Genomic DNA, 20,674 nt, shown 5'->3' on the forward strand with positions numbered 1-20,674 from the left:
CCGCTATATGGGACAGACCGTCCGTCCCGCAAGAAAACCCGCTAAAGACTGATCCATGCCGCTGCACATCCACGACACCCTGCGCCGTGAAAAGCGCCTGTTCGAGCCCCGGAACAAGGATCGTGTGACCCTCTATGTCTGCGGCCCCACGGTCTATGACTACGCCCATATCGGCAATGCGCGTCCGCCGGTGGTGTTCGATGTCCTGGTGCGGCTGCTGCGCCGGACCTATGGCGCCGACCATGTGATCTACGCCCGCAACGTCACCGACGTGGACGACAAGATCAATCAGAAGGCCGCACGCGAAGGCGTGCCGATCGGCGAGGTCACGGCCCGCTATGAAGCCGCCTACCTCGCCGACATGGGCCTGCTGAACGTCTCGCCGCCCGATATCGCGCCCCACGTCACTGACTACATCCCGGCCATCGTCGATCAGATCCAGGCCATCGTCGACGCCGGCTGCGCCTATGCGGCCGAGGGTCACGTCCTGTTCGATGTCTCGTCCTACAAGGCCTACGGCGCCCTGTCGGGGCGGAACCTGGACGACATGATCGCCGGCGCCCGCGTCGAGGTCGCGCCCTATAAGAAGAACCCGCACGACTTCGTCCTGTGGAAGCCGTCCAAGGCGGACGAGCCGTCCTGGCCTTCGCCGTGGGGCGAGGGGCGCCCCGGCTGGCACATCGAATGCTCGGCCATGATCGAAAAGACCCTGGGCCTGCCCATCGACATCCACGGCGGCGGCATCGACCTGGTCTTTCCCCACCATGAGAACGAGATCGCCCAGGGCGTCTGCGCCCACGGCCATGCCCATGGCGATCAGGCTCATGACGAATACGCCCGCTACTGGATGCACAATGGCTTTCTGACCGTGGACGCCGAGAAGATGTCCAAGTCGATCGGCAACGTTCTGCTGCTGCACGACCTGGTCCAGGCCATGCCGGGCGAGGTCGTCCGCTGGGCCCTGCTCAGCGCCCACTACCGCCAGCCGCTGGACTGGAACCAGGGGCTGTTGGATCAGAGTCGCAAGAACCTGGACCGGCTGTATGGCGTCCTGCGCGACGCCGACGCGGCCTTGGCCGACTTCGACGAGGCCACGCTGGACGAGGCTGAGATGGAGCTGGCCGAGAACGCCCTGGATCCGGTGCTGGACGCGCTTGAAGACGATCTCAATACGCCGGGCGCCATCGCCCAGTTGTTCGGGCTCGGGAACGCCCTGCGCGAGCTGCTGAATGACGCCGAGGCCGATATCAACGATGTCGCCATGGCCCGCTGGAGCCTGAAGGAAGCGGCCGGTCTGCTCGGCGTCCTGTCGCTGACGCCGGACGCCTGGTTCGAGGGCGGCGATCCCGCCCTGAAGGCCGAGGTCGAGGCCCTGCTGGACCAACGCGCCAAGGCCCGCGCCGCAAAGGACTGGCCCGAGGCCGACCGCATCCGCGACCGCCTGAACGCCCTGAACGTCGTCGTCATGGACGGCCCCGACGGCGCCACCTGGCGCGTGAAGGGCTGAGATCAACCGTCTCCTCCCCGCAGCGCGGGGAGGGGGACCGCGAAGCGGTGGAGGGGTTCTTGACGTCCCACAGACGCCTGCGATGCGCTGAAGAGCCCCTGCGTCTCTCCGCTGCGCTCCGAGCCACCTCCCCATGACATGGGGAGGAGACGATGCTCAGCCATCGCAATGCCGCTGGTCCGTTTCCTGCGATTTCAACCGCTTGCCGATTTATGTCCCCCGTCTCCCATCCCAGGGGTCAAACAGCGCCATAATGCCCCCGTCTCGTCGCATGGAGGGCTCGCCTGGCCTGCGACCTTGCGGCGGCGAGAGCGGAGGGAACGGGGGCGATGGTGAAATCCCATCGCGGCGCCGGGGCTGATCGGTCGGGGGATCGCCCCGGCGTCCGCAGTCGCGTCGCAGGGTCGAGGGGGATACTCGGCCGCACCGGGGATCGGGGATCGCTGCTCCGACCCGCCCGTCGCAGGCTTATGGGGTTAGGCGATAAGACCGCCACCGCTCGGCGCCCCGAGCTTGCAGGCCGACCCCCCGCGCGGAGCGTCATACCCTTCGTCGAAACGCTACTTATAAACTCACACTCCGGGCGAAGGCCCGGCGCTCCGCCCAGCCCTCCATCCCTCCGCCCGGTAAAAGGCAGGAGCGCCGAATCATGCCCGGATTTACGCCCTCAGTTCGTCCGGCGGATCAGTTCGTCCGCGAGCGTCGGCGTCAGATAGCCGTCGGCGATCCGGTTGTTGGCGATCTGCCAGCGACGCAGGGCCGCGCGGGTGTTGGAGCCGATCACCCCATCGACGCCCTGGGTGTCGTAGCCCAGCTGGGTCAGGGCGCGCTGCGCCCCGATACGCTGATCGCGCGTCATCGACGGATCGTTGGGCCAGGCCTTGGTCAGCCCCGGCTTGCCCATGATCCCGTCTGCCGTCAGGCCGATCGCCAGGGCGTAGGATACCGAGTTGTTGTAGCGGCGGATCACATAGTGGTTCGGCAGGGCCAGGAAGGCCGGACCGTTCGCGCCCTGCGGCAGCAGGATGGTCGCCTCTTCCAGCGCCTCGGCGCCGTTCGGGGTGCCGCCTTGCGCCAGGCGCACGCCCTTGGCCGCCCAATAGGCCCAGTTGTGTTTCGGGCCTTCCGCCTCGGCATAGTCGAAGCCGGAGGGCAAGGTGACTTCATAGCCCCAGCCCTGACCGCGCTTCCAGCCGGCCTGGGCCAGCAGGTTGGCGGCGGACGCCAGGGCGTCGGCGTCGTCGCGCCAGATATCGACCTTGCCGTCGCCGTCCTGATCCACGCCCAGGCGCAGATAGTTGTCGGGCATGAACTGGGTCTGGCCCATGGCCCCGGCCCAGCTGCCCTTCAGGCCCGAACGCTCGCGCCGGCCGTCCACGACGATGTCCAGCGCGTCCTTCAGCTGCCCCTCGGCCCAATCGCGTCTGCGACCATCATAGGCCAGGGTCGCCAGCGAGCGGATCACGTCATAGTCGCCCTGCACCTGACCGAATGCGCTTTCCTGAGCCCAGACGCCGACCAGGATTTCGCTGGGCACGCCGAAGCGTTGAACCACCGACCACGGCACCCGGTCTATGCGCTGTTTGGCCTGGGCGATTCGCACCGGGGTCACCGCATTCTGAACATAGGCGCCGGCGGGTTTGGAGAACTCAGGCTGGTTGCGATCCAGGCGGATCACCGTCGGATCGGGCGTCAGGCCCTCCAGTTCCCGGGCGTAGTCCGCGCGGCGGGCGCCGCCCTTGCGCGCCAGAAATCCCTGTTTCCAGCCCTCGAAACCCTGCTGGTCATAGGCGGCCAACGGCGGCGTCTGGGGGGCGGGGGCTGGCGTCGTGACCGGCGCGCCCGCCTGGGGCTGAGGCTGGGGCGTCGGCAGGTTCACCTGCGGCTCGGGCAGCATGGGCGCGCAGGCCGAGACGCAGCCGATCAGGAGAAGGCGGTAGGAAAAGCGCATGAGATTCAAACTAGAGCCCCCGGGGTCAGACACGAAATGACATCCGCGCGAACGGCCATTTCGACGCCCTAAAGCGCGCGCGGCGCGAATGCGTTGCCTCGCCGTTCCCCGCTCGGGTGTAAGGCGCGCCGTTAACCACCTTTGTATTGGACGCCTTAGACGTGTGTGTCGTAATAACGCACCACCTCTGACGGCCTGATGGCGGAGCGGCGACGCGGCGGGCGTGCAACCCCGTAAACCCTCCGTTCGACTCGGAGGTCAGGCCTCCATAGTTTTTGTCGTGCTATCGCGCTTCGCGCTACTTGAGCACGTGTAAGAAAATGCGTCGCCAGGCAGGCGGGGCCTGGGTTTTCTGCGGTTTCGGCCTTTGGCGGCTTGACCTTCCGAACCCCTCTCTCTATACGACCGCCTCCGCCGCGATCCGACCGGGTCAGCGGCTTTCTTATTGGTTTCTTTCAGGACGTCCGACCATGAAGGTCCGTAGCTCGCTCAAGTCGCTGAAGACCCGCCACCGCGACTGCAAGGTCGTGCGTCGCAAGGGCGTCGTCTTCGTCATCAACAAGACCGACCCGCGCTTCAAGGCGAAGCAGGGCTAAGCAGCGTTCGCTGCGCGCCGCTTCGGCGGCGTGCGCACGCTGGGTCGCGCTCAAGCAGCCCGAAGGGCGATAGCGCGCTTGAAAGATGACGATCCACAGGCTGCGGATTTCTGTCCGCGGCCTTTTTCGTGTTGGCGGTTGTCGCGCGCCTGTCCGCATGGTTAGCGTCCGCGCCTGATTTCTGGAGTATTCCCATGGCTGACGACGCCTCGTTCGACGGTGGTTCCGACGTTCTCACCGCCACGGCGCAGGGCCGCCTTCGCACCATCATCGAGCGCCTGGAGCGCCTCGAAGAGGACAAGCAGGCCGTCATGACCGACATGAAGGAGGTCTTCGCCGAGGCCAAGGGCGAGGGCTACGACGTCAAGATCCTGCGCAAGGTCATCCGCATCAGGAAGCAGGACAAGGCCAAGCGTCAGGAAGAGGACGCCATCCTGGACCTCTACCTGTCGGCGCTCGGCGAGATCTGAGGCTGACCCGGCTTGAAGCGCACCCCCTTCAAGCCAGGAGGCGGGCTGTCGCGATCAGGCGGCTTGAAGGGCGATGGCGCCAACAAGAAGCCGCTGCCCAGCCCCTTCGAGATGCAGCGCGAGGCGGCTAAACGCGCTGCGTTGAATGCCTTGAAACGCGCTCGCCGCGCGGCGGACAAGGCGGGCGTTTCGCTGTCCGAATGGGAGGGCGAGTTCATCGATTCGGTCAGCGAGCGTGTGAAAACCCACGGCCGCGCCTTCGCCGACCCCGAAAAGGGCGCGCCGGGCCAGGCCCTCTCGGCCATGCAGGGCCGCAAGCTGAAAGAAATCACCGCCAAGGCCAATGGCGAAGAGCCGAAACGGCGGTGGGGCAGGAAGCCGTCGGAGTGATCAGCTCACCCCATAAATTGCGAGAGACTCAGCCCGCTTCCTTGAGCTGACCTTCCAGCCCCTGTTCGCGGACCTTGCGATACAGGGTCGAGCGGCCGATGCCGAGGCGGCGTGCGATCTCGCTCATGTGCCCGGCATAGACCTCAATGGCGTGCTGGATCAGGTCGCGTTCGATGTCCTCGAGCGTGCGCAGATGGCCGCGCTCGTCCAGGATACGGATCGGCTGATCGACCTGCGCGGCGGCGTCGGTCTGAGCGCCGGCGGCTGTGGCGGCCTTCAGGGGCCGGGCGTCGGGCATTGGCGCGGCGACGCCCGAAATCGCGGGGAAGTCGTGCGGCTGAAGGAAGGGCGCATCGGCCAGCACGATGGCGCGGAACACCGCATTTTCCAGCTGTCGCACGTTTCCGGGCCAGTCGAACCCTTGCAGCAGGGCCAGGGTTTCGGGCGCGCATCCGGCTATCCGCTTGCCCTCCTCGGCGTTGAAGCGGGCGATGAAGTGATCGACCAGGGGCGCGATGTCCTCGCGGCGGTCACGCAGGGACGGGGCCTCGATCGGGAAGACGTTCAGGCGATAGAACAGGTCCTCGCGAAAGGCACCGTCCTTGACCTGCTGGGCCGGGTCGCGATTGGTCGCCGAGACGATGCGCACGTCGATCTTGACCGGGCGTTTGCCGCCGACGGGATCGATCTCGCCTTCTTGCAGCGCGCGCAACAGCTTGACCTGCATGTCCAGCGGCAGTTCGCCGATTTCGTCCAGGAACAGGGTGCCGCCGTCCGCCTCGCGGAACTTGCCCAGCGTCTTGTCCACGGCGCCGGTGAAGGCGCCCTTCTCATGCCCGAACAGGATGGACTCGATCAGATTGGCGGGCAGGGCGCCGCAGTTGACGGCGACGAAGGGTTTGCCGGCCCGGTCGCTGGCGCCGTGCAGGGCGCGGGCGATGACCTCCTTGCCGACGCCGCTCTCGCCGGTGATCAGGACGGGGATCGAGGATTTGGCGGCCCGGGCGCCCAGCGCCTTGACCATGCGCATCGGCGGGCTGTCGCCCACGATATCGTCGAAGCTGGTGCGGCCTTGGACGCGCTTGGTCAGGCGCCCGACCTCGGCGGTCAGGCGCTTCATCTGCATGGCGTTGCGCACGCCGACCAACAGGCGTTCCGGGCCCACCGGTTTGACGAAGAAGTCCTGGGCCCCGGCCTGCATGGCCTTCACCACCATGTCGATGCCGCCGTTGGCCGTCAGGACGATCACCGGCTCATTGACCCCGGCGCTGCGCAGTTCGGCCAGGCATTCCAGCCCCGACATCTCGGGCATGACCATGTCCAGCAGGATCAGGTCGGCCCCGCCGCCGCGCGTCATCCGGTCGATGGCCTCGCCGCCGCTGGCGGCATGGACCACGGCGTTGCCGTCCCGCTCCAGCACGGCCTGGATCAACCGGCGCTGGGTCGGATCGTCGTCAACGACCAGGATGGTCTTGGCCATGAAAATCCCTTGTCCTGTCGCCCAGCCCGTCACGGATGGATCGTTTCGGGACGATTCCTAGGGTGGCGAGGTGAAAATCGGGTGACACGGCGTGGTGAGCGTCCCGTTAACGCGGCTCTGTTGCGTCGCATCGCACCTCGGGGCTGGCGCGCAATCTCTGGCCGTCGACAACCAGGTCGGGCAGGGCCGCCGGCGCCGTCGCGACGCCCTTCGACAGGCCCTCGTTCATCCGTTCGGCATTGCGCCCGCAGGTGAAGCCGTATCGGCCCGTCACGCGCCACTGGCCCTGGGCGTCCTGATCGAAGGCGACGATTTCACGAGCCGTGGCGACCAGCAGATCGGTTCGTCCATCGCCGTTCAGGTCCATTGATCGCACGACGCAGGGGGCTTCCGCATTGCAACTGAACAGCACGTCCACCTGCGCATCCAACTGGTCGACGAAGCTGGCGGGCACGGATTGGCCATCGACGGCCTTCAGGCGGATGGCGGCCTTGCGCTCTTTCCGTCCCTGCGCTGTATCGCCTGACGGCCACGGGCGAGCCTGGGCGGCGCGCGCGTTTCGCGCGATGCGTGGATCGGTTGAGGCGGCCAGACGTCTCAGCGCCGTCTCACCGGCCTTGCCGCTCTCGAAGCGCAGGAAGTCATAGTCGAAGGTGTCTGCGGACACCGCCCCACGCTGCAACCGAGCGACCTGATCCTGCACAGCGAGGCGGGCGGGATCGGCCAGCGGGCTGAACAGGGCCAGGATGACCAGAACCGCCAGAACCGCCGCGACGACATTGGTCCGCTCCAGCGGCTTCATCCAGCCGCCCGGCTTTACGGCCGCCAGCAGGTAGCCCGCGCCATAGACCAAGCCGATCAGGGTGCATGCGACGGCGATGATCCGATCGGGCGTCAGGCCGTGCTGGCCGATCCGCAAGCCCAGGCCCCAGGCGGCCAGAACGATCAGCGGCGCGATCAGGGCGGACGCGGCCCGCACGCCGTATCGCAGGACGACCGGCGGCAGATTGTCGGCGCGCCCATCCTGATAGGCCGTGTTGATCAGCACGATCAGGGCGGCGGCGGCCGACAGCACCAGGGCCGTCGCGCTGCGCGTCTCCCACAGGCCGTCCAATCCGGTGAAGGGCAGGGCGAGAAGGAAGCCGCCGACCAGGACCGTGATCACCAGCAGCAGCCAGGACAACAGCATCAGGGCCACCGTCCGCACCCCCCGGATCAGGCCGTCGCGCACGTCGGTCAGCTGGACGGCGGTTGCGAAGACCAGGGCCGTGACCGGAATGGCGAACCACGCCTCGCTGAGCAAATGCTGCAGAAAGCCGAGGCCGATCATCTTGAACAGGGCCGCGCCCAGATGCAGCAGGATCCAGAAGGCGCCGGTGAAGCCCAGCGACAGGGCCAGTTGTACCCCCGCCTTCCAGGCGATGTCGAAATAGTCGGGATAGTCGACGATCCAGCGTCTTTCGCGGATCGCGGGCACGATCAGGTGGTGGGCGATAAACAGAGCCGCCGCCCCGAAGGCCAGCACGGGGAAACTCAGGAAAGGCGGCTCCTCATGCGGCTTCAGCACTTGGCGGGCGACGTCGTGGGCGCCCAACAGAGCCAGCACGCCGGCCGCGGCCGCCGCCCACAGGATCAGGGCCAGCGCTTTGACCCGACCGACGCCGGCGAGAACCACCACCGGCACATAGCCGGCCGCCAAGGCCAGAGCGCCGAACACCACCGGCTGGGTTTCGGGCCAGACGCGGCTGTCGGCCGCCAGATACAGCAGATAGAGCGCCAACCCCTGAACCAGACCCGTCGCCAGGCGAATCGCAAACAGGGCCGAGGCCCCGCCAAGGCCCGTCCGGCCGGTGTCATGCTGCAGGGTTTCGGTCATTCACGCGTCTCCGAAAGGCAGGATTGCACGGGCCGTGACGCCGAGAAAGCGCAAGGGACGGTTGCGGCCGTCGCCGCGCATCCCCAGAACAGGGGCATGAACGCTCCCTTCAAGACGCCCAACACTGAAGCCCCGCTGTGGGACCTGACCGACCTCTATGCGTCGCGCGACGACGCCAAGGTCGCCGCCGATCTGGAAAAGGCGCGGGGTCTGGTCGAGGCTCTGAACGGGCTGAAGGGTCGGCTAGCGGCGGATCAGGACGCCCAGGCGCTGGGCGAGGCGCTGGACCGCGCGATTCAGCTTTATGAGCAGGCGTCCGATGTGCTGGGCGCGCTGGGCGCCTACGCCTTCCTGTCGGCCTCGACCGCGCGCGACGATGCGACGGCGCAAGGATTCGAGGCCGATGTGCGCGAGAAGATCACCGCCATCGCCACCCCGACCGTCTGGCTGACGCTGGAGATCAATCAGATCGACGATGCGGCGCTGGAAGCGGCGCTGATCGCCCATGCGAGCGCGGCGCGCTGGCGGCCTTGGCTGCGGCGCGTGCGGGCGATGAAGCCGCATGAGCTTTCGGCCGAACTGGAGACCTTCATCGCCGAGCGCGGCCCGATCACGGCCCAATGGCCGCGCCTGTTTGATGAGCAACTGGCTGCCCTGCGTGCCAAGGCGGGCAGCGAGGACCTGACCTTGGCCGAGGCGCTGAACCGCCTGTCGGACGCCAAGCCGGCGCGTCGCAAGGCCGCCGCCGAGGGCCTGTCCGAAGCGCTGGCCGCCCGCGCCCCGACCCTGGCCCTGGTGCTTAACACCGTCGCCGCCGACAAGGCGATGGAGGATCGCTGGCGCGGTTTCAGACGTCCCGCCGACAGCCGTCACCTGGGCAACGAGGTGGATGGCGAGGCCGTGGATGCGATGGCCGAGGCGGTCGCCGCCGCCTATCCGCGCCTGTCGCATCGCTACTATGCGCTGAAGGCCAAGGCGATGGGCAAGGCGCGCCTGGACCACTGGGACCGCAACGCGCCTATCGAAACGACCGCCCCGCGCGCCTTCACCTGGACCCAGGGGCGCGAGATCGTGCTGGACAGTTTCTCGGACCTGGGCGGCGATTTCGCCGACCGGGCCGGCGGCTTCTTCGACAAGCCGTGGATCGACGGCCGGGCGCGGCCGGGCAAGCAGTCGGGCGCCTACGCCCACCCCGTCACCGCCGACCGCCATCCCTATGTCTTCCTGAACTGGATGGGCGAGCGGCGCGACGTGCTGACCCTGGCGCACGAACTGGGTCATGGCGTCCACCAGACCCTGGCGGCCGATCAGGGCACGCTTCTGGCCGATACGCCCCTGACCCTGGCCGAGACGGCGTCGATCTTCGCCGAGGGGCTGACTTTTGATCGTCTATTGGCGACCGCGCCGAAGTCCGAGCAGCGCGGCCTGCTGGCCGGTCGGATCGAGGACGGGCTGAACACCGTCGTGCGCCAGATCGCCTTCCACCGGTTCGAAACCCGCTTCCACGACGAGCGGCTGCAGGGCGAGGTGTCACAGCAGCGGATCAACCAGCTGTGGCTGGAGGAAATGGCCGCCTCGCTGGGGCCGTCGGTCAAGCTGAACCCCGGCTATGAACACTGGTGGGCCTATGTCAGCCACTTCGTCCACTCGCCGTTTTACGTCTACGCCTATGCGTTCGGGGACCTGCTGGTTGCGGCGTTGATGGAGGCGCGACGCAATGACCCGGCTGGGTTCACGCCGCTATATCGCGAGCTGTTGGCCGGCGGCGGATCGCGGACCTACGTCGAGGCGTTGAAGCCGTTCGGTCTGGACCCGCGCGACCCGGCCTTCTGGAGCGTCGGCTGTCAGAGGCTGGAGCGGCTGGTCGATCAGTTCGAGGCGCTGGCCTGACCAAGGCATGACTGCGGGCTTGAGCGGGGCGGTCGCCTCGGTGTAAGTCCGCGATAACGACGAGGGGATTCCACGAATGGCCGACCTGCACGACACCGCCAACGCACCTGCCGACGCCGATGCGCAAGCCTATCTGCACGGCCATATGGAAGTGCGCGAACAGGTCTCGACCTACCGCCTGTTCCTGAACCTGGCCAAGTGGGGCAGCCTGGCCATCGCCGTGCTGCTGCTGTTCCTGACGCTGTGGTTCCACCCGGGCGGCAGCTTTATGGCCGCCGTCATCGGCGCGGTCGTTCTGGGCGGCGTCGGCTTCGTGGCGCTGAAGTCCAAGCCGGGCGCCGCGCACTGAGCCTTGCATCGGATCGCCTTGCGGCGGTCTTAAATCACGCGCCCTCGCCAAGCTTTGGCATAACCGTGTTTTGACGGCCTGCTCCGGAAGGGCCTAACCTTCGTTCAACGAAAAGAACGAGGGGATTCGCTTGGCCGTCGCTATCGCCGTCACCCGTGAACGTCGCGAAGGTGAGACGCGCTGCGCCGTCACGCCCGAGACGGTCAAGAAGCTGATCGCCCTTGGGGCGACCGTCACGGTCGAGGCCGGGACCGGCCTTGGCTCCTCTATTCCTGACGCCGACTACGCCGCCGCCGGCGCGGTGGTGAAGCCGGACACCCGCGCCGTGCTGGACGGCGCCGACATCGTGCTGAAGGTGCGCGGCCCCACCGCTCAGGAAACCAGCGCGCTGAAGTCTGGCGCCGTCGTTATCGCCCTGCTGGACGCCTGGCGCGACAAGGCGACCGTCGACGCCCTGGCAGGGGCCAACGCCACCGCCTTCGCCATGGAGTTCGTGCCCCGCATCACCCGCGCCCAGGTCATGGACGTCTTGTCGTCCCAGGCGAACCTGGCCGGATACCGCGCGGTGATCGAGGCGGCCTATGCCTATGGCAGGGGCTTCCCGATGATGATGACGGCGGCCGGCACCGTCGCCGCCGCAAAGGTCTTCATCATGGGCGTGGGCGTCGCGGGCTTGCAGGCCATCGCCACCGCGCGTCGCCTGGGCGCCGTCGTCACCGCCACCGACGTCCGCCCCGCGACCAAGGAACAGGTCGAAAGCCTGGGCGCCAAATTCCTGGCCGTCGAGGACGAGGAGTTCAAGAACGCCCAGACCGCCGGCGGCTATGCCAAACCCATGTCGGCCGAATATCAGGCCAAACAGGCCGAACTGACCGCGACCCATGTGCTCAAGCAGGACATCGTCATCACCACGGCCCTGATCCCCGGCCGCGCCGCGCCTGTGCTGCTGACCGCCGCCCATGTCGCCTCGATGAAGCCCGGCTCGGTCATCATCGATCTGGCGGTCGAGGCGGGCGGCAATGTCGAGGGCTCCAAGCTCAACGAAGTGGTGACCACCGCGAACGGCGTCACCATCGTCGGCTGGTCGAACCTGCCCGGCCGCATCGCCGCCGACGCCAGCGCCCTCTACGCCCGCAACCTGACCGCGTTTGTGGGTCTGTTGATCAAGGACGGCGGCCTGTCGGTGGACCTCGAAGACGAGATTCTGAGAGCGGCAGTGGTCACCAACGGCGGCGCCGTGGTGCATGAGGGGGTGCGGGGATGAACGCGATCTGGAAACACCCATTCCATCTCATTGCGATCGCCGCCGGTGCAGGTGCGGTCGCGGTAGTCCTCTGGAAAGTCGATCATTCAGGGCAGCACTTTGCGGCTTATACTGGCGTGATGGTGGCGATGTTGGCCGCTGTTGATCTGGCTCGCCGTCTTGGGCTGGAACCCAAAAACGATCCGGCTCGACCAAAAAAAAGGACGTAGTGATATGGAACACGTCGATCCCACCGTCTTCCGCCTGGCCATCTTCGTGCTGGCGATCTTCGTCGGCTATTACGTCGTCTGGAGCGTGACGCCGGCCCTGCATACGCCGCTGATGGCCGTGACCAACGCCATTTCCAGCGTTATCATCGTCGGCGGCCTGATCGCGGCGGCGGCCGTGTCCGGTGACGCGAGCGGCCCCAGCGCCTGGATCGCCAAGGGCGCGGGCGTGCTCGCCGTCACCCTGGCCAGCGTCAACATCTTCGGCGGCTTCATGGTCACGCGGCGGATGCTGGCCATGTACAAGAAGAAGGAGCGGCCCGCTGCCAAGGCCGCTCCCGAGGCGTCAACGTGACGGACGCCGCACAGATCGCCATCACCGGATCCTGGGTCGCGACCGGCATCGGCTTCTGCCTTTGGCTGTATGGCTGGTTCGGGACGAAAATCCCAATCAAGCGCCAGCGGCTGCACGACTGCGGCATCGCCCTGGTCTTTTCGGCCATTCTGGTTCGCGTGGTGACGCAGGACCGGCCGCTGGGCGTTTTCGAATGGGCCCTGTTCTTCATCGGCCCGCTGTTCATCGCCGCCGCCCTTTGGCGGCTGGCCCGCACGTCTTGAGGGGAGGGGCGTGATGAACGCATCGCTGGCCGCACTGGCCTATCTGGTTTCGGGCGTCCTGTTCATCCTTTCGCTGCGGGGGCTGTCTAGCCCCGAGACCAGCCGTCAGGGCAACACCTTCGGCATGGTCGGCATGGCGCTGGCCATCGGCGTGACCCTGCTGACGCTGGGCACGACGGGGGCGCTGGATACCGTGACCCTGGCCCTGATCGCGGGCGGCGTCATCGTCGGCGGCGGGGCAGGCGGCCTGATCGCCAAGCGGGTCGCCATGACCGACATGCCGCAACTGGTCGCAGCCTTCCACAGCCTGGTCGGCATGGCCGCCTGCCTCGTCGCCATCGGCGCCATCTATGCGCCCGAGGCCTTCGGAATCCTGTCCGACGACGGAAACGGCATCAAGACGCTGTCGATCATCGAACTCAGCCTGGGCGTGGCCATCGGGGCCATTACCTTCACCGGTTCGGTCATCGCCTTCGCCAAGCTGAATGGCAACATGAGCGGCGCGCCGATCATCTTGCCGGCGCGGCACCTGATCAACGTCGGCCTAGCGCTGGGCCTGGTCTTCCTGATCGGCATTCTGATCGGAACGAACGGCGCGGCGACCTGGGCCTTCTGGGGCGTTTTCCTGATCGCGCTAGTGTTGGGCGCGACCCTGATCATCCCCATCGGCGGGGCCGACATGCCGGTCGTGGTGTCGATGCTGAACTCCTATTCCGGCTGGGCGGCGGCGGCGCTGGGCTTCACGCTGGAGAACATCGCCCTGATCATCACCGGCGCCCTGGTCGGATCGTCGGGCGCGATCCTCAGCTACATCATGTGCAAGGGCATGAACCGCAGTTTCGTCTCGGTCATCCTGGGCGGGTTCGGCGGCGGCGATGCGGCCGCGGATCCCGGCGGCGCCAAGGAGACGCGCCCGGTCAAACAGGGCTCGGCTGAGGACGCGGCCTTCATCATGAAGAATGCGTCCAAGGTCATCATCGTGCCCGGCTACGGCATGGCGGTGGCCCAGGCCCAGCACGCCCTGCGCGAAATGGCCGACAAGCTGAAGGAGGAGGGCGTCGAGGTGAAATACGCCATCCACCCCGTCGCCGGCCGGATGCCGGGCCATATGAACGTCCTGTTGGCCGAGGCCAACGTCCCCTATGACGAGGTGTTCGAGCTGGAGGACATCAACGCCGAGTTCGCCACCGCCGACGTCGCCTTCGTCATCGGCGCCAATGACGTGACCAACCCGGCGGCCAAGACCGACCCGACCAGCGCCATCTACGGCATGCCGATCCTGGACGTGGAAAAGGCCGGCACGGTGCTGTTCATCAAGCGCGGCATGGGCTCGGGCTATGCCGGGGTCGAGAACGAACTCTTCTTCCGCGATAACACTATGATGCTGTTCGCCGACGCCAAGAAGATGGTCGAAGGGATCGTGAAGGGGCTTTGAGCCATGGCCAGCACGCCCAAGACCGGCCCCACAGACGCCTCTGTCGATGACTTCTTGTCTGCGATCGACGATCCACGCCGACGGTCTGACGCTCATGCCGTCGCCGCGCTGATGTCGGAGATCACCGGTGAACCGGCCGTGCTCTGGGGATCGTCCATCATCGGGTTCGGCAATGACGGCGGCCCCAAGGGCGGCTGGCCGCTGATCAGCTTCTCGCCGCGAAAAGCCAATCTGGTGCTTTATGTCGCTGGGGATTTCCCTGAACGTGCCGAGCTTATCGCCCGCTTGGGCAAGGTGAAAACCGGCGTTGGCTGCCTCTATATTTCGCGTTTGGAAGATGTCGATCAGGCGGTTCTGCGCGACCTTTGCGGTCGCGCTGTTCGTGCGCTCAAAGCCGGGGCGGACTGAAGTCTCGTCAGACCCCTATCGCGCAACCTTGACCGGCGCTATCACGCGCCCGTGAACACATTGTCCGAACCTCTTCCTGCCGTCCATCGCCGTTTTGAGGCTTTGGACTCCCTGCGGGGTGTGTGCGCCATCCTTGTGGTGATGTTCCACATGCCGGTCGCAAGTCATTGGCGCGACTGGGGTTTCATTCAGCATTCCTATCTGTTCGTCGACTATTTCTTCGTCCTGTCGGGCTTCGTCATTGCCCATGCCTATGCGAACCGACTGAAGTCGGGACGCGACGCCGGGCGGTTCATGGTGCGGCGCTTCGGGCGGATCTGGCCGCTGCATCTGCTGATGCTGGCGGCCTTCATCGGGTTGGAGCTGGCGCGGCTTGTCTTCCATTTCGACAGCGCGCCGCCTTTCACGCGGGATCGGTCGATCGAGGCGATCTTCACCAATCTGGCGCTGATCCAGGCCTGGCATGTGCATCCCTATCTGACCTGGAACGGGCCGTCGTGGACGCTCAGCGCCGAATGGGCCTGCTATCTGATCTTCGCGGGTCTGGTGCTGATTGCGCCCAAACGGTTCCGCTGGATCGGGTTGGTGCTGGCGATCATCGGCGGCGTGCTGGTGCTCAGCTACGCCCGGCGCTGGATGAACACGACCTATGACTTCGCCGTGCCGCGCGCGGTCTATGGCTTCTTCCTGGGCTGCCTGCTCCAAGGGCTCTGGACCCGCATTCCGCGGCTCAAGGGCGGCGCCGCGACGCTATTGGAGATCGCGGCCATCGTCGCGGCCTGTGTCTTCATCGGCTATGCTCAGGGGCCGATCACCGTGGCGGTCACGCTGATCTTCGTGGCGCTGATCTGGGTCTTCGCCGGCGAGGAGGGGGCGCTGTCACGCGTGCTGGATCACCCAGCTCTGGTCACCTTGGGACGATGGTCGTTCGCCATCTACATGGTCCACATGTTCATCCTGACCGTGATGATGATCGTGGCCAGGAAGCTGGACCTCGTACCGGTTCGTCGCATCGACTTTGGCTCTGTCTGGCTGAACGACCTGTTCGCCGTCGCCATGTTCTGCTTCATCGTTGCGGTCGCCGTCGTGGCGCACCGACTAGTCGAGCAGCCGGCCCAGCGCATGATCGATCGCTGGACCAAGCCGAAGGCGGCTTGAGCTCAGGCCGCCATCCGCCATTCGGGGGCCATGTCGCCGGCGCGGCCTTCATCCCACAGCATGTCCTCGTCCGAATAGCGGCTGCTGGCGGCGGCCGAAATGACGTCGACCACCTGTTCCTCCAGCCGGTCCCAGATCACGGCGAGGTCGGACGAGCCATCGGCCTCGCACGGCACGATGATGTAGCGGCTGGCGTTGACGGTCTGGGTGGGTTGGAAACGCGCCATCTGATGATCTCCTGAAGCGAGGGCCTCTTGTCGATGATGTCGTTATGAAGCAGTGTTGCGTCAGAAACGGACGTAGGGATCGGCGAGAGCATTGAGACACGACAAGGCGGCGATGGTGATCGATCTGGCGCGCCGCATGGCCGCCAGCGCCGAAGGGCTGAGCCTGGACGAGATCGCGCGCGACATGCGCGTCGGCCGCCGCACCGCCGAACGGATGCGCGACGCCGTGCTGATGCTGTTTCCCCAGGTGGACGAGGTCTCGGACCCGCCGTCCAAACGCTGGCGCATCCGGGGCGGTCTGTCGGCCTTCGAACAGGCCCCGACGGCGACCGAAATGCTGGAACTGTCCAAGGCGGCGACCGCTCTGCGCGCTGCCGGCGAACCGGCGCGCGCCACGGCGCTGGAGGGGCTGGAGCGCAAGCTGAAGGCGGCGATGCGTTCGACCACGCTGAATCGGATGGCGCCGGATCTGGAGGCCCTGGTCCGGGCCGAGACCATTGCGGTCCAGGCCGGGCCGCGCCCCTCCGCCGACGAGGCCATGCTGACCGCTATCCGCGCGGCGGTGCTGGCGCAGCAGCCCTTGGGCTTCACCTATTCCCGTCCAGGCGCCGAGCCGCGTCGGCGCAGCGTGGCGCCCTGCGGCGTCATGTTCGGCCGGGCCAACTATCTGGTCGCCGCCGACCGCGAGACGGGCCGCATCCAGACCTTCCGTCTGGACCGGATGAGCCACGTCGCCCCGCAGGAGGGGATGGCCGTCCCGCCCGCCGATTTCGACCTCGGCGTCTTCGCCAGCCAGTCCTTCGGCATCTATCAGGACGAGATCGAGGACATCGTGCTGCGCATCGCGCCCGACGGCGCGGCCGAGGCCAGGGGCTGGCGCTGGCACCCGACCCAGTCGTTTGAGGACCAGTCGGACGGCGGCGTGATCGTGCGGTTCCGCGCCTCGGGCATGCGCGAGCTGGCCTGGCATCTGTTCACCTGGGGCGAGCAGGTGCAGATCCTGGCGCCGGAGCGGCTAAAGGCCGTGATGGCCGGCGAACTGGCGGCGGCGGGGCGCGCCTTGGAACGGGCCTCAGCCTGACGAAACCGTAAGCTGACGCGGCGCGTTGACGACCGCTAGGCTTCGCGCCGAGCGCCCTTCAGGAGATCGCCCTTGCGCGTCCACGCCTTCGCCTCGTCCGCCGTTTTGGCCCTCGCCCTTATGAGCGGCGCCTGCGCCGCAGGGCCCATGTCGGCGCCGGCGACCCTTCAGGAGGAAGGCGGACCCCAGGTGACGGTGACCCGCGACGGCGATCACCTCAACATCGACTATCGCTTCGGGCGCGACGTGCCGGTCTGGGCCTTCCAGGATTCGGCGCTGGAACAGGATTCGCGCCAGCCCTGGCGGCCGCGCCAATGGACGGTCGAGACGGCCGGCGTCGTCATGGAGCGACGCGGCCATTACGACATCATCCGCAGCACCGACGGCGGTCCCGTGCCGTGCGAAGTCCGCTTCCGCGTTCGACCGCAGGCGGTGGATCTTGAGGCCGAGTATCCGACCCTGCTGTTCTCCAATGGCGCGGTGGCGCTGCCGACCCGGCAACTGGACGTCTTCGCCCTGCCGTCGGCACAGGCGGCCGAACAGGTGCCGGACGACCTGAACCGGATCCGGCTGGATGGCGGTCCCTCGCGCGTGACGTGGCGCGATGAGAACGGACCCGTCCTGTTCAACGGGCGCCGCCGCGACGAACTGACCACGACGGACGAGCGTAGCTATGTCCTGCTGGGCGAGGCGACGGTGACGCCGGGGGATGGCCTGTCGACCGTCATGGACCCCAATCTGCCGCCGTGGATCGGCGAGGAGATCCGGGGCTTTGCGCCGCGTGTCGGTCACTACTACCGCGACCGCCTCGGCGCGCCGGGCTCTGGCGGCGATACGCCCATCGTCATGGTGGCCTGGAACGGGCCGACGGAAAGCATGACCAGCATGGGCGGCAGCGTCCTGCCCGGCCTGATCGTCATGTCGTTCGAGGGCAGGGGCGTGACCTCGCCCCAGCCGGAAATCGTGGAGCGTTCGCGCTGGTTCATCGGCCACGAAGGGGCGCATTTCTGGTTGGGGCAGACGGTGCGATACGCCTTCGCCGACGAGGCCTGGATCACCGAGGGCGGGGCCGACCTGATGGCCGTGCGCGCCCTGAAGGCCCTCGACGCAAACTATGACGACCGGGCCGAGCTTCAGTCCGAGGTGGACGACTGCGTCAACCTGGCCCGCCAGCCGGTCGCCCAAGCCGGCGCCCGGGGCGAACACCGCGCCTACTACGCCTGCGGAGCTGTCTTCGCCCTGGCGGCGGAAGGCGCGCAACGTCAGCGGACCAGCGGCGATTGGTTCGACTTCCTCAGACCTCTGCTGCGCCAGCCGGACGGCGTGCTCAGCCGCGAGGAATGGCTGACGGCCCTGACCCGGACATCGCGCGACCCGTCGTTGCGCGGCGATGTCGAGCGGCTGCTGGACCAGGGCGCGCCCGATCCGTCCGCCGTCATCGCCCGCCTGTTCCAGCGCACCGGCGTGGCCTTCCGCATGATCGACGGCCGCGTGGTCTTGAGCTGAATCCGATCTCAGCCGCTGGCGCGGTTAGTCGGATTGAACCCGAACCTTGGCCGTGGCGTTGTGGCGGGATGAAAACAGCCTTGATCCCGATGGCGGGTGCGATCGCCCTTCTGGCCGCCTGCGGCGATCACGATGTCAATCCGCCGAACGAACCGGCGGCGCCGCTGCGAACGCCCGAGGCCATGCAGCCGGTCGAACCGCCTGGACCGTCGTCTCTGGCTGGACGTGGGCCGCGCAGCTTCGTGGGCGTCTGGGCGGCGAACCCGCAATGGTGCGCCCGGCCCCAGGGCGAACGCAGCCCGATCACCCTGACGCCCCTGCGCTTCGACGCCTACGGCCGCAACTGCGACATCGCCAGCATCGACGAGACGGGTTCCGGCTATGTCGCAGTGCTGCGATGTGCGGGCCGGCCTCAGACCGAGCGGGTGCACATGGGCACGAGCGGCGACGTGATGAACCTGACCTATGTCGATCAGGACATGAAGACGGTGAAACTGGCGCGCTGCCCCGGTTCGCCGCGCGCGCCCGATCCCGCCAATCCGCTGGAAAAGATGATGAAGAAGGACGGGGCCGAAACCCCGCCTGCCGCGCCGCCTAGTTGAACAGGAAGTTCATCACGTCGCCGTCCTTGACGACATAGGACTTGCCTTCGGCGCGCAGCTTGCCGGCCTCGCGCGCCTTGGCTTCCCCACGCAGGGCCACGAAGTCGTCGAAGGCGATGGTCTCGGCGCGGATGAAGCCCTTTTCGAAGTCGGTGTGGATCACGCCGGCCGCCTGGGGCGCGGTGTCGCCGACATTGATGGTCCAGGCGCGGGCTTCCTTTGGCCCGACCGTGAAATAGGTCTGCAGGCCCAGCAGCTTATAGGCCTCGCGGATCAGACGGTTCAGGCCGGGCTCTTCGAGACCTAGGGTCTCCAGGAACTCCTTCTGTTCCTCGTCGTCCAGCACGGCGATCTCGGATTCGATCTGGGCGGAGATGACGACCGAGTTGGCGTTGTCCTGGGCGGCCCGGGCCGCGACCTTGTCCGACAGGTCGTTGCCCTTGTCGGCCGAGCCCTCCTCGACGTTCGAGACATAAAGAGCTGGGAGCGCCGTCAGCAGTTGCAGCATGTGCCAGGCCTTGATGTCCTCCTTGGACACCTCGGCGGTGCGCGCGGGCTTGCCGGCGTTCAGCTGGGCCAGGGCCAGATCGACCAGCTTCAGCGTCAGGACGGATTCCTTGTCGCCGCCCTTGGCGCGCTTCTCCAGCTGCGGCCGGCGGCGCTCCAGGCTTTCCATGTCGGCCAGCATCAGTTCGGTCTCGATGATCTCCAGATCGGCGATCGGATCGATGCGGTCCTCGACGTGAGTGATGTCGTCATCGACGAAGCAGCGCGCGACGAAGGCCACGGCGTCGCAGTCGCGGATGTTGGCAAGGAACTGATTGCCCAGGCCTTCGCCCTTGGACGCGCCGCGCACCAGGCCGGCGACGTCGACGAAGGTGATGCGGGCTGGGATGATCTCTTTCGATCCGGCGATCTCGGCCAAGGCGTTCAGACGCGCCTCGGGCACCGCCACGTCGCCGGTGTTCGGCTCGATGGTGCAGAACGGATAGTTGGCCGCTTGGGCCGCCGCCGTCTTGGTCAGGGCGTTGAACAGGGTGGACTTGCCGACGTTGGGCAGGCCGACGATCGCGACTTTAAGAGCCATGGTATTCCTCGTGAGGCGCGAGCCTTTAGCGGGTTCAGAGCCGTTTGTCAGGCTCGCGCTTCAACTGAGGTCAGTGGGCGGCGTGATCCATGCCGTCCATGGCCGGTTGGCGAACCTGCGCCTGAACCGTGATCGCCGGCGCCGAGGCGAACTGGAACGTCAGCGGCACGGTCTCGCCGGCGACCAGAGGCGCGGTCAGGCCGATCAGCATCAGGTGGTTGCCGCCCGGCGCCAGGGCCACGGCCTGACCAGCGGGCAGGGGCAGGCCCGCCGTCAGCTCGGCCATCTTCATCATGCCGTTCTCGGTCTTCATCTCGTGCACCTGAAGCGATGCGGCGCGCGGCGTCGATCCGCCCGTCAGTCGGTCGTCGGTCGCAGCGGTCAGGGTGACGTAGCAGCCGCCGGCCTTGGCCCCGTTCGGCGACGGGCGGCACCAGGCGTCGGTCGCGGTCACGGTGGCGGTCGCCGTCGGCGTCTTAGCCGTCGGCGCCTTGGCCGGCTCAGACGGATTGCAGGCCGCCAGCGACAGGGCGGCGGCGGCGAGGGCGAGTTTGATCTTCATGGCGTCAGGTC

General features: G+C 67.1%; 22 protein-coding genes. 16 read left to right on the forward strand and 6 right to left on the reverse strand.

What is annotated here, in order from left to right; translation table 11 throughout:
• Positions 1 to 55: 55 nt before the first annotated feature.
• Complete coding sequence (cysS, locus tag AC3WRC_RS03425) at positions 56 to 1,507, forward strand: cysteine--tRNA ligase (protein WP_492302906.1); 1,452 nt, start codon at positions 56 to 58, stop codon at positions 1,505 to 1,507.
• A 667-nt stretch (positions 1,508 to 2,174) separates the two neighbouring features.
• On the opposite strand, the gene AC3WRC_RS03430 is transcribed toward cysS, so the two are convergent.
• Positions 2,175 to 3,458 (reverse strand): lytic murein transglycosylase, encoded by a 1,284-nt coding sequence (locus tag AC3WRC_RS03430; RefSeq protein WP_492302907.1) that lies wholly within the window; start codon positions 3,456 to 3,458, stop codon positions 2,175 to 2,177.
• Positions 3,459 to 3,928: 470 nt separating this feature from the next.
• On the opposite strand from AC3WRC_RS03430, the gene ykgO reads away from it, so the two are divergent.
• The 3 genes from ykgO (at position 3,929) to AC3WRC_RS03445 (ending at position 4,914) form a co-directional block, all read left to right on the forward strand.
• On the forward strand, positions 3,929 to 4,054 hold the full coding sequence (ykgO, locus tag AC3WRC_RS03435) for a type B 50S ribosomal protein L36 (RefSeq protein WP_008263184.1): 126 nt from the start codon (positions 3,929 to 3,931) through the stop codon (positions 4,052 to 4,054).
• Positions 4,055 to 4,248: 194 nt separating this feature from the next.
• Positions 4,249 to 4,524, forward strand: a complete 276-nt coding sequence (gene gapR / locus AC3WRC_RS03440) for a nucleoid-associated protein GapR (protein WP_017505946.1) — start codon at positions 4,249 to 4,251, stop codon at positions 4,522 to 4,524.
• A 12-nt stretch (positions 4,525 to 4,536) separates the two neighbouring features.
• On the forward strand, positions 4,537 to 4,914 hold the full coding sequence (locus AC3WRC_RS03445; protein WP_492302908.1) for a hypothetical protein: 378 nt from the start codon (positions 4,537 to 4,539) through the stop codon (positions 4,912 to 4,914).
• A 28-nt stretch (positions 4,915 to 4,942) separates the two neighbouring features.
• Here AC3WRC_RS03445 and AC3WRC_RS03450 read toward each other — a convergent pair whose 3' ends face one another.
• Both AC3WRC_RS03450 and AC3WRC_RS03455 read right to left on the reverse strand, forming a co-directional pair.
• Positions 4,943 to 6,394 (reverse strand): sigma-54-dependent transcriptional regulator, encoded by a 1,452-nt coding sequence (locus tag AC3WRC_RS03450; protein ID WP_492302909.1) that lies wholly within the window; start codon positions 6,392 to 6,394, stop codon positions 4,943 to 4,945.
• A gap of 106 nt (positions 6,395 to 6,500) precedes the next feature.
• Complete coding sequence (locus AC3WRC_RS03455; protein WP_492302910.1) at positions 6,501 to 8,270, reverse strand: DUF4153 domain-containing protein; 1,770 nt, start codon at positions 8,268 to 8,270, stop codon at positions 6,501 to 6,503.
• A 96-nt stretch (positions 8,271 to 8,366) separates the two neighbouring features.
• On the opposite strand from AC3WRC_RS03455, the gene AC3WRC_RS03460 reads away from it, so the two are divergent.
• The 9 genes from AC3WRC_RS03460 (at position 8,367) to AC3WRC_RS03500 (ending at position 15,598) form a co-directional block, all read left to right on the forward strand.
• Positions 8,367 to 10,160 carry a M3 family oligoendopeptidase gene (locus AC3WRC_RS03460; protein WP_492302911.1) on the forward strand — a complete coding sequence of 598 codons (1,794 nt, stop codon included), beginning with the start codon at positions 8,367 to 8,369 and terminating at the stop codon, positions 10,158 to 10,160.
• A gap of 76 nt (positions 10,161 to 10,236) precedes the next feature.
• A complete protein-coding gene (locus AC3WRC_RS03465) occupies positions 10,237 to 10,509 on the forward strand; it encodes an aa3-type cytochrome c oxidase subunit IV (protein ID WP_017505952.1) in 273 nt (90 codons plus the stop codon).
• Positions 10,510 to 10,639: 130 nt separating this feature from the next.
• The gene (locus tag AC3WRC_RS03470) at positions 10,640 to 11,773 is read left to right on the forward strand and encodes a Re/Si-specific NAD(P)(+) transhydrogenase subunit alpha (protein WP_492302912.1); all 1,134 of its coding nucleotides are present in this window, start codon (positions 10,640 to 10,642) and stop codon (positions 11,771 to 11,773) included.
• A complete protein-coding gene (locus tag AC3WRC_RS03475) occupies positions 11,770 to 11,982 on the forward strand; it encodes a hypothetical protein (protein WP_174085687.1) in 213 nt (70 codons plus the stop codon). Before AC3WRC_RS03470 ends, AC3WRC_RS03475 begins: the two co-directional genes overlap by 4 nt.
• Positions 11,983 to 11,986: 4 nt before the next feature.
• Positions 11,987 to 12,334: an NAD(P) transhydrogenase subunit alpha part 2 gene (locus AC3WRC_RS03480; RefSeq protein ID WP_165115897.1), complete on the forward strand. Its 348-nt coding sequence runs from the start codon at positions 11,987 to 11,989 to the stop codon at positions 12,332 to 12,334.
• Positions 12,331 to 12,597 (forward strand): hypothetical protein, encoded by a 267-nt coding sequence (locus AC3WRC_RS03485; protein WP_165115899.1) that lies wholly within the window; start codon positions 12,331 to 12,333, stop codon positions 12,595 to 12,597. The genes AC3WRC_RS03480 and AC3WRC_RS03485 overlap by 4 nt, the downstream gene beginning before the upstream one ends.
• Before the next feature lie 13 nt (positions 12,598 to 12,610).
• Entirely contained in the window at positions 12,611 to 14,032 is a 1,422-nt protein-coding gene (locus AC3WRC_RS03490) for an NAD(P)(+) transhydrogenase (Re/Si-specific) subunit beta (RefSeq protein WP_492302913.1), read from the forward strand.
• 111 nt (positions 14,033 to 14,143) lie between these two features.
• Positions 14,144 to 14,440 carry a hypothetical protein gene (locus tag AC3WRC_RS03495; protein ID WP_492302914.1) on the forward strand — a complete coding sequence of 99 codons (297 nt, stop codon included), beginning with the start codon at positions 14,144 to 14,146 and terminating at the stop codon, positions 14,438 to 14,440.
• A 51-nt stretch (positions 14,441 to 14,491) separates the two neighbouring features.
• Positions 14,492 to 15,598, forward strand: a complete 1,107-nt coding sequence (locus AC3WRC_RS03500) for an acyltransferase family protein (protein WP_492302915.1) — start codon at positions 14,492 to 14,494, stop codon at positions 15,596 to 15,598.
• A gap of 2 nt (positions 15,599 to 15,600) precedes the next feature.
• Here the strand turns inward: AC3WRC_RS03500 and AC3WRC_RS03505 are convergent, their stop codons facing one another.
• Positions 15,601 to 15,825: a hypothetical protein gene (locus tag AC3WRC_RS03505; RefSeq protein ID WP_055755021.1), complete on the reverse strand. Its 225-nt coding sequence runs from the start codon at positions 15,823 to 15,825 to the stop codon at positions 15,601 to 15,603.
• 91 nt (positions 15,826 to 15,916) lie between these two features.
• On the opposite strand from AC3WRC_RS03505, the gene AC3WRC_RS03510 reads away from it, so the two are divergent.
• From AC3WRC_RS03510 to AC3WRC_RS03520, 3 genes are all read left to right on the forward strand, one after another.
• Positions 15,917 to 16,906 carry a helix-turn-helix transcriptional regulator gene (locus AC3WRC_RS03510; RefSeq protein WP_492302916.1) on the forward strand — a complete coding sequence of 330 codons (990 nt, stop codon included), beginning with the start codon at positions 15,917 to 15,919 and terminating at the stop codon, positions 16,904 to 16,906.
• A 72-nt stretch (positions 16,907 to 16,978) separates the two neighbouring features.
• The gene (locus AC3WRC_RS03515; protein ID WP_492302917.1) at positions 16,979 to 18,412 is read left to right on the forward strand and encodes a hypothetical protein; all 1,434 of its coding nucleotides are present in this window, start codon (positions 16,979 to 16,981) and stop codon (positions 18,410 to 18,412) included.
• 68 nt (positions 18,413 to 18,480) lie between these two features.
• Positions 18,481 to 19,014: a hypothetical protein gene (locus AC3WRC_RS03520; RefSeq protein ID WP_492302918.1), complete on the forward strand. Its 534-nt coding sequence runs from the start codon at positions 18,481 to 18,483 to the stop codon at positions 19,012 to 19,014.
• Here AC3WRC_RS03520 and ychF read toward each other — a convergent pair.
• Together ychF and AC3WRC_RS03530 are read right to left on the reverse strand one after the other, a co-directional pair.
• The gene (gene ychF / locus AC3WRC_RS03525) at positions 19,007 to 20,101 is read right to left on the reverse strand and encodes a redox-regulated ATPase YchF (protein ID WP_066623261.1); all 1,095 of its coding nucleotides are present in this window, start codon (positions 20,099 to 20,101) and stop codon (positions 19,007 to 19,009) included. The two genes, AC3WRC_RS03520 and ychF, sit on opposite strands and share 8 nt — an antisense overlap.
• Before the next feature lie 70 nt (positions 20,102 to 20,171).
• Positions 20,172 to 20,663, reverse strand: coding sequence for a copper chaperone PCu(A)C (locus AC3WRC_RS03530; RefSeq protein ID WP_492302919.1), 492 nt, complete (start codon positions 20,661 to 20,663; stop codon positions 20,172 to 20,174).
• Between the last annotated feature and the right edge of the window lie 11 nt (positions 20,664 to 20,674).

The sequence above is a fragment of the Brevundimonas sp. EU05-FHT14B07 genome (genome assembly GCF_058790795.1).